Origin of the sequence: Cytobacillus sp. FSL R5-0377 (genome assembly GCF_038004385.1) — a bacterium.
GTDB lineage: Bacteria > Bacillota > Bacilli > Bacillales > Cytobacillaceae > Cytobacillus.
Genome location: NZ_JBBORA010000001.1, coordinates 4,227,824 through 4,241,296, shown reverse-complemented (window position 1 = coordinate 4,241,296; position 13,473 = coordinate 4,227,824). Strand labels below are relative to the sequence as shown.

The following is a 13,473-nucleotide window of genomic DNA, read 5'->3' as shown; positions in this document are numbered from 1 at the left end:
ATACTCACCTCAGGGGGCAAAAGCCATAATTCAATTCACTTGAATTATACCGTTTTTGCGCTTTCACGTGCCACTGCAAATGTATTTCGCAGTGTACCAATCTCTTTGATTTCACAATCAATAACATCGCCCGACCTGACCATCTCAGCTCCAACCGGACTTCCAGTAAGAATCACGTCACCCGGCTTCAGTGTCATGACATTAGACAGATAAGAAATCATTTTTCGGATCGGGATAATCATGAGATCTGTGCTGCTGTTTTGCTTTTCTGAGCCATTTAACTTTGCCTCAACCTTTACTTGAAACGGATTTAGTTCCGTTTCTATTACAGGGCCAAGCGGAGTAAAGCTGTCAAAGGATTTGCCAATGGTCCAATGCCCATCATTATGGAAAAATTGCGGAGCAGTCACATCATTCCCCACTGTGTATCCGAAAACATAGTCAAGTACATCTGACTCTGCTACATTTTTGGCTTCTCTGCCAATGACTACAGCCAGTTCTGATTCAAATTTAACCTCTTCAACGCCTTCAGGGATGATAATATTCTCCTCAGGCCCGATAACAGAAGATACAGGCTTGAAGAAGAATACAGGAATATCAGGGAGTGTCTCAGGGAGATCCGATTTCTCGGACACATAGTTGGCGCCAATACCAATGATCTGATTAGGAACCAGCGGTGCAAGCAATTTAGCTTCATTTTGTGAAAAGCTTTGGCCGGTATACTCCCAATCTTCAAAAATATTACCTTTAATTCCTTTTAAAATACCTTCTTCCAATACTCCTTCATGCACTGCCCCATTAACTTCAAATCTTGTAAATTTCATATTTATACCTCTCCCCTCAATCTATAGTAAATGCTCTAAATGTCGTCCGCTGATTTCCCGCTTCAGATGATAACATAGAATAACAAACCTAGCGAAAAGATTCTTAGAAAAACAGGGCACTTGCATGCCCTGTTCTCTTAACCATTACTGCTTAACAGCATACTTGGACTTCGCTTCGAGACGGCGTCTGTGCAAAATCGGTTCTGTATAGCCGTTTGGCTGATCATAGCCTTCGAAAACAAGGTCACACGCTGCCTGGAATGCAACCGATTGATCGAAATCCGCTGCCATAGGGCGGTATGCAGGATCCCCGCTATTTTGTTCATCCACCACTTTAGCCATTTTCTTAAGTGTCTCAAGCACCTGCTCCTTCGTACAGATGCCATGGTGAAGCCAATTCGCAACATGCTGGCTGGAAATCCTTAATGTCGCACGGTCCTCCATCAAACCAATATTATTGATATCAGGAACTTTGGAGCAGCCGATGCCCTGCTCAACCCAGCGGACCACATATCCAAGAATACCTTGCGCATTATTCTCAAGCTCTTCCTGAATTTCCTCTTGAGACCATTGCGGATTTTCTGCAACAGGTATTTGCAGGATTTCATCACGAAGATCCGAAATGTCCTCCAGCAGCTGGTTTTGCACCCTTTGAACTTCCACCTGATGATAGTGCAGCGCATGAAGGGTAGCAGCAGTTGGAGAAGGCACCCAGGCAGTATTGGCCCCAGCTTTCAGATGACCAATCTTCTGCTCCATCATATCTGCCATCATATCAGGCATAGCCCACATGCCTTTTCCAATTTGGGCACGGCCCTGGAATCCTGTTTCGAGACCTGTATTGACATTTGATTTTTCATAGCCTCTTAGCCATGCTGTAGCTTTCATGTCATTTTTGCGGATCATTGGGCCAGCTTCCATGGAAGTATGCATCTCATCCCCGGTACGGTCAAGGAATCCAGTATTTATGAAAACAATACGCTCCTTTACTTCACGGATACATGCTGCAAGATTCAAGGATGTACGGCGTTCTTCATCCATTACACCAATTTTCAGTGTATTCCGCTCCAATCCAAGCAGATCTTCAGTCCGGTCAAATAGCTCGTTTGCAAAAGCAACCTCTTTTGAACCGTGCATTTTTGGCTTAACGATATAAATGGATCCTTCTGATGAGTTTTGATATGGGCCGTTTCCAAGCAATGTATGCTTGCCAATCAGGGAGGTAATTACCGTATCGAGAATTCCTTCCTGCACTTCATTTCCTTCAGCATCCAAAATGGCGTTAATCGACATTAAATGTCCGACATTCCTGACAAACATTAGTGAGCGTCCAGGTAAAGAGAAATCCTTTCCTTCAGGAGAGACATATGAACGGTCGGGATTTAATGTACGTGTCACTGATTTGGCTCCTTTTGTGAAGGATGCGGAAAGATCCCCCTTCATTAAACCGAGCCAGTTGCGGTATACAAGGACCTTGTCTTCAGCATCCACTGCTGTTACTGAATCTTCACAATCCATAATGGTGGTAATTGCCGCTTCAAGCAAAACATCCTTCACACCGGCATCATCTGTTTTTCCAATCGGGTGGCTTCTGTCAATCTGAATCTCAAAATATAAGCCATTATTCTTTAAGAGAACTGCAGAAGGCTGATCCCGCTCTCCCTGATATCCGGCAAACTTTGCTTCATCTTTAAGATTTGCAGTTTCACCATTGCTCAGAACAACTGCAAGCTTACCCTCCTCCACTTTGTACTGGACAGCTTCTTTATGAGAACCGCTTGAAAGAGGAACGGTTTGATCTAGAAATTCCCTTGCAAAAGCAATAACCTTTTCTCCCCTGACAGGGTTATATCCGCCGTCTCTATGTGCACCATTTTCATCACTGATTGCATCAGTGCCATAAAGAGCATCATATAAGCTTCCCCATCGGGCATTTGCTGCATTGATTGCATATCTCCCGTTATTTACTGGAACGACCAATTGCGGCCCTGCCTTTACTGCTACTTCATCATCCACGTTTTCTGTAGTAATTTTTAATTCCTCGGCCATTGGCTCAAGATAGCCAATCTCTTCTAAAAATGACTTATAGCTATTAAAATCAAAATTCTGGTTTTCCCTGTGCCATGTGTTCAGCTGATGCTGAATTTCGTCACGCTTGGCAAGCAATGCTTTATTTTTTGGGGTCAGATCATTTATAAGCGCTTCCAAACCTGACCAGAATTGTTCCTGATCCACTCCGCTTCCCGGCAGTGCCTCCGAATTAATAAATTCATAGAGTTCACTTGCAACCTGCAGGCTACCTGTTTTTACATAATTATCCATTATTCATTTCCTCCTTTGATTGATGCTTTCAATACTCGCTGTTTCTTATTACAAAACAGCGTTCCTAACTTCTCTTAAAAAAATAATAGCATGTTTTTAAAATGATTTTCAATAATTTTCACACAATTTTGTTCTTATCTTATTTTAATGCCCAGCCTTTCACCGGGAAAGGCTGGGTAAACCTTATGAAATTGCCTGAGCTTTCATCTCTTTTTTGACTTCGGCACATCTGCCCGGTGATGGGAAAAGCTTTCCGGCATTCAGAAGATTATCGGGATTAAAGACTTCCCTGATTTCTGTCTGCGCAGCAATTTCTTCTTCTGTAAAAACAAATCTCATTTCTTCCCTCTTCTCAATACCGACACCATGTTCACCAGTAATGGTTCCTCCAACATCCGCACATACTTTCAGGCATTGGCTTCCGGCTTCCAGCGCTTTCTCTGATTCTCCCGGTATACGTGCATCAAACAGAACGAGGGGATGAAGATTTCCGTCTCCTGCATGGAAAATATTCGCAATCCTCAATCCCGATTCACTGCTGATCTGATTGATTCTGCTTAAAACCACAGGCAGCCTGCTTCGCGGGATGACACCATCCTGAACCAGATAATCTGGAGAAATGGCTCCCATGGCACCAAAGCCTGTCTTACGGTTCGCCCACCATCTGGCTCTTTCCTCTTCACTTCCGGCTGCCCGGACTTCGCGTACATTCCTCTTTCGGCATACCTCGAGGATCTGGTCAATCTGTTCCTGAATTCCTGCAGCGATTCCATCGACCTCGATCAGGAGTACTGCTTGGATATCTTTTGGGTGGCCTACCGGAAAAGCAGCAGCTTCCACCCCTTCAATAGCAGTCTTATCCATCATTTCAAGGGCTGCCGGCACTATGCCCGCAGAAATAATGTCTGATACTGCCTGGCTTCCATCTTCAACCCGATCAAAGTAGGCTAGGACTGTCTGTTTTCCTTCAGGGTTTTTCAGTACCCTCACTGTTATTTTAGTCACAATGCCAAGTGTTCCTTCAGAGCCTGTAATCAGACCAAGCAAATCATAGCCGGGAGCATCCGGAATACCGTCTTTACCGATCTCCACTATCTCTCCATTAGGCATGACCACTTCAAGCCCCAGAATATGGTTTGTCGTAACTCCGTATTTCAGGCAATGTGCACCGCCGGCATTTTCTGCGACATTTCCCCCAATGGTACAGCAGTATTGGCTGGATGGATCGGGCGCATAATAATACCCTTTATCGGATATGGAATTAGTAAGTTTCAGATTAACAAATCCAGGCTCCACAACGGCACGGCGATTTTCCAGATCCACGCTGATAAGCTTTTTCATCCTGACCATACTGATGATAATTTCACCATTAAGCGGTATAGCTCCACCGCTTAGCCCAGTTCCTGCTCCCCTGGCCAGGAACGGAAGATTATTTTCAGAGCAATATTTAACAATCTCCGCCACTTCTTGTGTGTCTTTAGGAAAGACGACTGCTTTGGGCAAGTGCTTATGAATTGTAAAACCGTCACAGTCGTAAGCAACCAGATCTTCTTTCAGGTAAAGAATAGAACGGGCACCGCCAACAATATCCGCCAAATTTAAGATATGTTTATCCTTTGATTTGACCCGGTCTTTTGCTTTCATTCTTCTCCCTCCCTCATACGGTCTTCCTTCTGATAAGCCCAGTCCAGAAGCTGGACAGTATGGACAATTTTCTGATTCCTGCCGTATTTTTGAACTCCCATTGCCATCTGAAGCATACATCCTGGATTACCCATCGATATCATTTCAACATCATCGGGAACATTCTCCATTTTGCTTTCCAGTACCGCATTGGCCATTTCAGGATTAGTAATATTGTAGATTCCTGCACTTCCGCAGCAGCGGTCTGAATTAGGCATATGAACCATGTCTATACCGGGAATATCAAGGAGAATATCGCGCGGCTCCTGCCGTATTCCCTGTCCATGTGCTAAATGACAGGCATCATGGTAGGTAATTCTTGTATTCATCTCAGCCTTTGGCTTTTCATAGCCTGTTTCATGAAGAAATTTAGAAATATCCTCCACTTTTTCAGAAAACTCTTCAGCTTTTGCATGCATTTCAGGGTCTTCCTTAAATAACTCTGCGTATTCCTTCATCATGCACCCGCATCCTGCAGCATTGACAATTACTTTATCAAAGTCCTCGAAGGCCTCCATATTCTGTTTTGCCAGCTTCCTGCCCATATCACGGTCTCCAGCATGAACATGCAGGGCTCCGCAGCAAGTCTGGTTTTGGGGAATGACAACATCACTTCCGTTTCGGGTCAGGACATTTATGGTGGATTCATTAATATCACTGAACATGACATCCATTACACACCCGGTCAGCATGGCAACTTCCTGCGTTGTCTCCCCTTTTGCTTTGATTACTTTTACGTCTTTGTATTTCTTTTTTACTGGTGTTTTCACTTCAGGCATGATGGATTCCATATCGGCAAGGTGCTGCGGCATAATATTAATTAATTTCGTTTTCCGGACTGCTTTTTGCAAGCCGCTCTTTTGGTAGAATTTCAGAAGGCCGCCGAGTGTATTTAAGCGATTCTGGTGAGGGAAAAGGTCGTGAAGAAAAAACTTGCTGATGGCTCCTTTTACACCTGTCAATGGCATTGCCTGACGGATTTGCCCCCGTGCTTCCTCAATTAGGCCGCCAACATCGACATCTGCAGGGCATGCAGTAGTACAGGCGCGGCAATCCAGACATTGAAACACCGGGTCCATGAATTGCTCATTTACTTGAAGCTTCCCTTCTGCCACCGATTTGATTAAGTGGACCCGGCCCCTTGGTGAATGCTGCTCCTGGCCTGTCTGTTCATATGTCGGGCATGATTCCAGACACATGCCGCAATGGACACAGTCTGCCCATTTCTTTTCATCTGGCGGATCGCTCCATAAATAGTTCCCTAATCCTGACGTACATGGCGGTTCTTGCTTTAAATCGAGTTCCCGCACACTCATTTATATCCCTCCTATGAATCGATTTGGGCTTAAGGTTTTATTTGGGTCGACCTTTGCTTTAATCCCCTGAAGCAAAAAGAAATAAGAAGGTTGACTGCCCCATACATCGATTTTTTTCCTGAGCTCGAATGGAAGATGGGTGACAATCGCATAGCCGCCGGTTTTATCAGCAATATCCCTTACATGTGCAGCCGCATTAGCGATATCAGACTCTGCACCTCTAATGGTTACTTGGCTCAATCCATGGCCCAAACCGCCATGCGATTCAATTTTTACATTGAATTGATCCTGGAGCAGTTCCGTTTCCTTTAATACTTTTACTGCGTCAAGATTTACCGTTCCAATTTTAAGGGAGGCTTCTGTTTGAATTGGCAATTCAGAGTCTGCCCCATTAGGGGTATGCCTGTAAAATTGCTGCCAAAACAATTCCGCTTTTTTCTTCTGATATATAAACAATTCAGCATCATCAGGAGTCAGATTACTCACGAATTCCTCCTGATAGCGAACAGAGCTTTCGACATCTTCAAAACTCAATGCAATAGTGTAGGCGTTTATTCCGGCAAGCTTATCAGAAAGTGCGGGATTCAGCAGCTCAAGTGAGACAGGTTCAATCATAGAATCCAACACCTTCACTGCAAAAGATTTTATTTCCTCCAGATTCCCTTTTGGAAAGGAAACAAGAACCAGACTCTCGCATTTTGGTATAGGACGGAGCTTTAAGGTGATTTCAGAAATGACGCCAAGCGTGCCCATTGCCCCTATAAATAGTTTATTCATATCATAGCCGGCCACATTTTTTACGACTCTTCCCCCGGATCTTATTACTTTTCCATCCGGGTATACAGTCCTTAATCCAATAACTGCATCACGGGCTGAACCGTAGCCCAATCTTTTGGGTCCGCTTACATTAGCTGCAATGATTCCGCCAATAGTGGCATTTTCAGGCCAAAAGGGATCAAGAGATATTTTTTGATTATGCTTTGCCAGATGATCCTGAAGGTCTTTAAAGCGAGTTCCGGCTTTTACTGTTAACGTCATATCACCAGGCGTATGTTCTACAATCCCTGTAAAGTTCTCAAGCGATAAAAGAATATCCGTTTTTTCGATTGATCCTCCGAACCCTCGTTTAGTGCCGCCTCCCATAATGTTGATGGTTAAACCATTCGAACCTGCATGCTTTAGCAAAGCTGCAATTTCTTCTTCAGTTTCAGGGTAAACAACCATATCTCCTGAATTGCCAAATAAGTTTGAAGATTCATTATGAACTATCTGGTTCTCTCTAAAAATTGTTTTTAAAATACTTATCGACTCTGCTGCAATCAATCTATCCACCGCCTTTTGTTTCGTAATAACAAACAAGGTTTTTAATTATATTTAAAAAAACATCATTGTTCCTGAAGGATACTCATCTGCAAAAGCTTCTCAACCAACTCCAAATGGTCAACCATGTTTTTATGTGCCTGATTCGGCTGCTTATTTTTAATAGACAAATAGATTTCCAAATGCTGCTCCTCAATCTTTCTCGCCATGTCAGACCTTGTTTCAAGATAATGGTGAAAGTCTATCATGGACTTTTTTAATGTTTCAGAAATAAATTGCACAAATTGAATGAGGATATTATTGCCTGCTGCACGGGCAATCACCATATGAAACTGGTAATCCTCCTCCCATCCATGGATAGCTTCATCGGAAATAAGCCTCTTCATCATTTCCAAATCCTCTTCCGAACGATTTGAAGCTGCCATTTCAGCAAGCCCTGTTTCCACCATTTTTCTTGCCTGAAACAACTCCTGGATGTCTTTAATGTCGGGATGCAAATGCGGATTATTAAACAGCTTGGAAGAATCAAACCGGGTTATATAAGTCCCTTCCCCCTGCTTAACCTGCACTATACCTTTACCCTGCAAAGAAGTTAGAGCATCTCTGACAGCTGACCGTCCAACACCAAATAATTCACACAACTCTCTTACAGAAGGGAGCTTATCTCCAGGGCTAAATGATCCTTTTACAATCATATCTTCAATTTGCTCTGCAGCAATTTCCGAGATTTTGCGTGTTGAGATCTTTTTTACATTCATACTCACTCCCCCTTCCTTTGCAGACATCACATATCAGATAAGTTATTTGTTATTTACTATTTAAGCATGCTCAATTGTTTTAATCAATAAAATATTTTGAATTTATTAAAAATTAAGTTGTTTTGAGAGTCGAGGGAGTTGGATAGCTTGTGAGGAGCCGGTCCGGACCAGGGTATTGTTCAGACACAGAAGGAGCAAATCCCGTATTTTGTGTCCGAACCTGAACCTGCTTCTGACACAAAATGAGCAAATTGCTCGTATCTTGTGTCCGAACCTGAACCTGCTTCTGACACTAAATGAGCAAATCTCGCATCTCGTGTCCGAACCTGAACCTGCTTCTGACACTAAATCAGCAAATCATGCCTCTTGTGTCCGAACCTGAACCTTCTTCTGACACTAAATGAGCAAATCATGCCTCTTGTGTCCGAACCTGAGCTTACTTTTGACACTAAATCAGTAAATCACGTCACTGGTGTCCGAACCTGAGCCTACTTCTGACACTAAATCAGCAAATCTCGTATTTTGTGTCCGAACCTGAACCTTCTTCTGACATTAAATAAACAAACCTCGTATTTTGTGTCCGAAACTCACCCTACTTCTGACACTAAATGAGCAAATCATGCCTCTTGTGTCCGAACCTGAGCCTACTTCTGACACTAAATAAGCAAATCTCGCATCTTGTGTCAGAACCTGAGTCTCCTTTGAACTCAAATACAAACATAACAAAAAAACCTGACTAACACGTCTTCACATGTCAGTCAGGTTCATTTTACTATTCTATTATACGTACAACACGGCCACTAAAGTGAGTTTTCCAATAGCCGCTGGACATATTTGCAATCGCGACACCCGTAGAGTCTTGGGAACCGATAAATTTTCCGCCGCCAAGGTAGATGCCTACATGGCCGTCTGTCTTATAGGTGTTAAAGAATACAAGATCTCCCGCTCTCATCTCGCTTGCTGAAACTTGGCGTCCGGCAAATTTAAGAGAATCTGTGCTGGCTCCTACACTAATTCCAGCCTGGGAGAATGCCCAATGTACAAAGCCTGAGCAATCGAATCTTCCATTAGCGATATCATAAGCATTTCTGCCTCCGCCAAACACATAAACGGAATTACCGATATATTTATTGCCTGCAGTTGTAACGATGCTAATAGCGTTTCCGCCCTTGACGCTTGGCTTTGGAGCAGAGGTACTGGAGCCTTTTGATTTCTGGGCAGCAGGTTTTTTCTTACTGACAGCAGCTGAGCCTTTTGAAGATGAACCCGCTTCTACTGATGTTGAGCCTGATGATGCTGAATCAGAAGTAGCTGATGATGATGACACTGAAGCAACTGCCTGTACTGGTGCTGTTTGCGCAGCAATACTTTGTTCAATTTGAGCAATCATAGAAGCATATTTAGCATCTTCACTGCGCAGCTTTGCCTTTTTGTCAGCAATCGTATTTTCCTTTTCTTTTAACTGCTGGATTAATGAGCTATTTTGATTTTTTTGCTCTTCCATGGAAGATTGCATGCCTTTTAATTCAGTCATCATGCTATTCAATCCTGCCAGTTCTTCTTCCACTGCAGCTTTCTTTTCCTCGAAAGCTTTTTTATCCGCTTCCTGTTCCTCCAGTAATTGTTTGTCTGCCTGTACAAACGTAGTTACTGCACCCACACGGTCAACGAAATCACTGAAGCTGGTAGCCCCAAGAAGAACATCAAGGTATGCGACAGTCCCGCCGCTTTCCTGAAAAGATTGTGCACGCTGTTTTAAGATGGCGCTTCTCTTTTCGATTCTTTCCTCAATGATCGCCATTTCTGCCTTCAATTGATCTACTTCGGCTTTTGTGCTGGCAATATTCGTTTCCGTTTCTGCTATTAATTTATTATTATCTTCTATTGCTTTTTCGATTTTAGCAATCTTTGCATTTAGCTCAGCAGCTTCTTTAAGGACACTAGCTAATTCCTTATCGGCTTCAGCGAGTATTGCCTGCAGGCTGGAGCGCTCCTGCTGGATTTGGCTTTTTTGACTTTCCAATTTATCGATCGATTCCGCATTCACACCAGGGATGGAAAAAGCACTTCCAAGCCCAAGAATAATTGTCGTATTTAAAACGAGGAGCCTTTTTTTCAAAGTCATTACCCTGCTTTCTAATATGTACTCGGTCTATTAAACGGCCGTGGATTATATAAAACTATTTATCTATGTAAATTCCCAATTGATGTTCTCTAGTAAATTTGGCTTTCTATGGAGGATTATACCATCATTATTTGACAGACTTGTTATAGTTATATTACAAAGATATTTCAAACATGACATTAAACCCCTTTTTTCGCCAACTCCCTATGACATAATTCCCTATTTTGCGCAATGGAAATATCAGACGTGAGTTGTTTGCCGGATGCCCAGAAAAATAAAAAAGACTGAAATCCAGAATAAATCTTCCAGATTCCAGCCTTTTTATTCCATAAACTTGCTTTGAATGTCCTGATCGAATACAAATACTGACATTCCAAAATCCCGTTCTATATCAATATCCACAAAAAGGTCTATAAGCCTTGCCTGCAAAAAGTCTTCCATTTCTGCCGGCCGATTTTTTTTATACATTTCCTTTACCATCTCTGTTCTGGCAGCCCGAAGCATTTGTTTACCTTCGTCTGCACTCGCTATAAATTTCTCCACAGGAGATAAGTTACCTTCCATTTCACATATAGCCCAATTTTTGCAGAAGGTAGTCCTAACCTTGCTTGGTCCTTTGCCCATATGTTTCTTTCGGAAGGAACGCACTAAGTTACTGAATTCAGCTTCATATTTGTTCATATTCCAGCCCTCATATACCCTTATTTCATGTATAATCTCACTTATACAAGCCCGTATTCTCTTTAATTAGTTAATCAATTAATACAATTAATGTCAAACCATACAATCTTAATATCTTGTATTACTCAAATTATATGCTAATATTTTGTTAGTCGATAGGTTCTAGGGGGGATTATATGGATATCAGCAGCAGAAAAATTGTCAGATTTGAGAATGATGTTCTGCAGGAAGCAGAAGATTCTATTGTCTTAGAACATCCGCTCACAATTTATCTCAACGGAGAAGAGTTCGCAACAATGGTTTGCAGCCCTTCTAACATTAGGGAATTGGCAATTGGCTTTTTGGCTTCTGAAGGCTTTATAAGAAGATATGACGAAATAAAGAGTCTTCAAATAGATGAAAGCAAGGGTTTTGCTTATGTGGAATTACATACCCAAACCTCTACAGCCAGTCATGAATTTCACTCTAAACGTTTTATTGGTTCATGCTGCGGAAAAAGCAGGCAATTTTACTTTCATAACGATGCCAGAACAGCCAGGACTTCAACATCAAAGCTTACCCTGACTCCCAGCCAGTGTATATCATTTATGCAGCAGCTTCAGGATGGCAGCACGACTTTTCGCGAAACAGGCGGAGTGCATAATGCGGCATTATTTTCTTCAGAGGAAATGATTCTCAGCAGAACAGACATTGGCCGGCATAATGCTTTGGATAAAATCCTCGGTTATTGCATTGAGAACAGGATTCCTGTAAGGGATAAAGTCATTGCATTCAGCGGCAGAATCTCTTCTGAAGTTCTGCTAAAAGCCTCTAAGATTGGTGTTGGCATCATTCTATCAAAATCAGCACCGACTGATTTAGCCATCAAACTGGCTGAAGACCTTAATATTACAGCAGTTGGCTTTATTCGCGGTATGTCCTTTAATGTATATTCTCATCCTGAAAGAATAGTTTTTGAGAAAAAAGCTAAATAGAGGGTTTCCACACCTATTCGCCAGCAATGCCAGTAAATTAAAAAGCAAGTTAAAGCATAGCTTTAACTTGCATACTCTTAAAACATTGGATGTGGAGGGTCAATGCCCAGAACCGTTTCACCATCTACAGTTAACCAGATGTAATAATGGTCAATTTCCGTTTTCAGCACTTTTTCTATCTTTAAGATCAATCTTTCCTGCAATTCAAATGACAATCTTGCTGTCTCTTCTCCCAGCTCATAACCTTGAAGACCCATTAAATCGGCAATATACCTGGCTTCCTCGTATGACACTTCTACATATTTATCATATTCAGGTAAATATGCAGCCTCTGATGTTTTTGCGTTGAATACAAGTAAAAACATTAAACTTACTAGTACAAATGCTGTTTTCTTCATTTTTCATCCCCCTTAAATTTTAATTAATTTGTCTTTTATCTTAAAAAATGAATCTACAACAACTGGATTGTACATAGTACCACGATTATTTTTAATTTCATTTAACGCTTCAGATACGCTTCTGCCTTTCTGATAAACCCGGTCAGTAGTCATCGCATCAAATGAATCTACAACTGAAATAATTGCTGCCTCTATAGTGATTTGATCCCCTTTAAGGCCTTTGGGATAGCCAGTGCCATCATATCTTTCATGGTGCTGTTCAACCACTTCGCCTGCTTCTATTAAACTCGGCAAACCAGTTTCCTGCAAAATTTCACGCCCAAAGGTCGTGTGCTGTTTCATTACCTCCCACTCAACAGAGGATAATTTCCCCGGTTTTTGAAGAATGTCGATCGGCACCTTTACTTTTCCAATATCATGCAAAAATGCAGCAAGATTAAGTTTTAAAATTTGACGGGAATTTAACTTTAGCTCGTCTGCCATAACCATAGACATTTTTGTAATTCTATCGCAATGGTCGCTTGTATATCCGTCTGTCTCTTCAATAGATATAACCAATTCTCTTAATTCATTTGTCACTCTGCTGTAGTAATGGAAAACTGGATTGGATGTTACATATAAAAATTCAGATTGACCTATTGATTGAAAAATATGATGTTCAGTTACTGGGCATCTTTGAAAGGAATCACCAGCTTTGAGTGTTTTCTCCCCATTAGAATCTTTTAAGAGCATTTCACCGGAAAGCATATGAATGAATTCAAGTGTTCCGCCGCCTTCTAATGGTTCCAGTCCCCACCTGGCATCCGTTTCAAGCTTATGGTAAATAATCTCTGTCCCGTCTCCCGATGCAATCAGAGAGATTTGCAACCCTTTCATGTGGACTGTTTCAATGAAACTATCTTCATTTATGATGCCCACTTTATTACCCTCTTTCTAATACCATCACAAATAATGTATGTATTGGGTTTCTCCTATCTATCCTATATTGCAATTCTAGTACATGATTTTCCATTTTTCCACAAAATTCTGCAATATATTTGTTTATGAAGATAATATTGTAAAAAATTGATTC

11 protein-coding genes are annotated in these 13,473 nt (G+C 41.8%); 1 reads left to right on the top strand and 10 read right to left on the bottom strand.

Annotated elements, in window-relative coordinates; genetic code table 11:
- Positions 1 to 44 precede the first annotated feature (44 nt).
- The 8 genes from NSQ49_RS21625 to NSQ49_RS21590 form a co-directional block, all read right to left on the bottom strand.
- On the bottom strand, positions 45 to 824 hold the full coding sequence (locus tag NSQ49_RS21625; protein ID WP_159862835.1) for a fumarylacetoacetate hydrolase family protein: 780 nt from the start codon (positions 822 to 824) through the stop codon (positions 45 to 47).
- A 144-nt stretch (positions 825 to 968) separates the two neighbouring features.
- Positions 969 to 3,146 (bottom strand): malate synthase G, encoded by a 2,178-nt coding sequence (locus NSQ49_RS21620; RefSeq protein ID WP_159862834.1) that lies wholly within the window; start codon positions 3,144 to 3,146, stop codon positions 969 to 971.
- A gap of 183 nt (positions 3,147 to 3,329) precedes the next feature.
- Positions 3,330 to 4,790 (bottom strand): FAD-linked oxidase C-terminal domain-containing protein, encoded by a 1,461-nt coding sequence (locus NSQ49_RS21615; RefSeq protein ID WP_159862833.1) that lies wholly within the window; start codon positions 4,788 to 4,790, stop codon positions 3,330 to 3,332.
- Positions 4,787 to 6,145, bottom strand: a complete 1,359-nt coding sequence (locus tag NSQ49_RS21610; protein ID WP_159862832.1) for a (Fe-S)-binding protein — start codon at positions 6,143 to 6,145, stop codon at positions 4,787 to 4,789. The genes NSQ49_RS21615 and NSQ49_RS21610 overlap by 4 nt, the downstream gene beginning before the upstream one ends.
- The gene (locus tag NSQ49_RS21605) at positions 6,146 to 7,468 is read right to left on the bottom strand and encodes an FAD-binding oxidoreductase (protein ID WP_251283993.1); all 1,323 of its coding nucleotides are present in this window, start codon (positions 7,466 to 7,468) and stop codon (positions 6,146 to 6,148) included.
- A gap of 62 nt (positions 7,469 to 7,530) precedes the next feature.
- Positions 7,531 to 8,223 carry a FadR/GntR family transcriptional regulator gene (locus NSQ49_RS21600; RefSeq protein WP_251283994.1) on the bottom strand — a complete coding sequence of 231 codons (693 nt, stop codon included), beginning with the start codon at positions 8,221 to 8,223 and terminating at the stop codon, positions 7,531 to 7,533.
- A gap of 772 nt (positions 8,224 to 8,995) precedes the next feature.
- A complete protein-coding gene (locus tag NSQ49_RS21595; protein WP_251283995.1) occupies positions 8,996 to 10,348 on the bottom strand; it encodes a C40 family peptidase in 1,353 nt (450 codons plus the stop codon).
- Between the two features lie 321 nt (positions 10,349 to 10,669).
- Positions 10,670 to 11,029: a DUF2294 domain-containing protein gene (locus tag NSQ49_RS21590; RefSeq protein ID WP_035329572.1), complete on the bottom strand. Its 360-nt coding sequence runs from the start codon at positions 11,027 to 11,029 to the stop codon at positions 10,670 to 10,672.
- A 176-nt stretch (positions 11,030 to 11,205) separates the two neighbouring features.
- Here NSQ49_RS21590 and fdhD point away from each other — a divergent pair, with 176 nt between their 5' ends.
- Positions 11,206 to 12,003: a formate dehydrogenase accessory sulfurtransferase FdhD gene (gene fdhD, locus NSQ49_RS21585; RefSeq protein ID WP_251283996.1), complete on the top strand. Its 798-nt coding sequence runs from the start codon at positions 11,206 to 11,208 to the stop codon at positions 12,001 to 12,003.
- A gap of 77 nt (positions 12,004 to 12,080) precedes the next feature.
- On the opposite strand, the gene NSQ49_RS21580 is transcribed toward fdhD, so the two are convergent.
- The gene (locus NSQ49_RS21580) at positions 12,081 to 12,401 is read right to left on the bottom strand and encodes an 8-amino-7-oxononanoate synthase (RefSeq protein WP_159862827.1); all 321 of its coding nucleotides are present in this window, start codon (positions 12,399 to 12,401) and stop codon (positions 12,081 to 12,083) included.
- 12 nt (positions 12,402 to 12,413) lie between these two features.
- Positions 12,414 to 13,319, bottom strand: a complete 906-nt coding sequence (locus tag NSQ49_RS21575; protein ID WP_251283997.1) for an HD domain-containing phosphohydrolase — start codon at positions 13,317 to 13,319, stop codon at positions 12,414 to 12,416.
- Positions 13,320 to 13,473 lie beyond the last annotated feature (154 nt).

Coding starts and splice junctions, on each gene's coding strand:
- NSQ49_RS21625 (WP_159862835.1), bottom strand. CDS start 824: ATGAAATTTACAAGATTTGAAGTTAATGGGGCAGTGCATGAAGGAGTA.
- NSQ49_RS21620 (WP_159862834.1), bottom strand. CDS start 3,146: ATGGATAATTATGTAAAAACAGGTAGCCTGCAGGTTGCAAGTGAACTC.
- NSQ49_RS21615 (WP_159862833.1), bottom strand. CDS start 4,790: ATGAAAGCAAAAGACCGGGTCAAATCAAAGGATAAACATATCTTAAAT.
- NSQ49_RS21610 (WP_159862832.1), bottom strand. CDS start 6,145: ATGAGTGTGCGGGAACTCGATTTAAAGCAAGAACCGCCATGTACGTCA.
- NSQ49_RS21600 (WP_251283994.1), bottom strand. CDS start 8,223: ATGAATGTAAAAAAGATCTCAACACGCAAAATCTCGGAAATTGCTGCA.
- NSQ49_RS21595 (WP_251283995.1), bottom strand. CDS start 10,348: ATGACTTTGAAAAAAAGGCTCCTCGTTTTAAATACGACAATTATTCTT.
- NSQ49_RS21590 (WP_035329572.1), bottom strand. CDS start 11,029: ATGAACAAATATGAAGCTGAATTCAGTAACTTAGTGCGTTCCTTCCGA.
- fdhD (WP_251283996.1), top strand. CDS start 11,206: ATGGATATCAGCAGCAGAAAAATTGTCAGATTTGAGAATGATGTTCTG.
- NSQ49_RS21580 (WP_159862827.1), bottom strand. CDS start 12,401: ATGAAGAAAACAGCATTTGTACTAGTAAGTTTAATGTTTTTACTTGTA.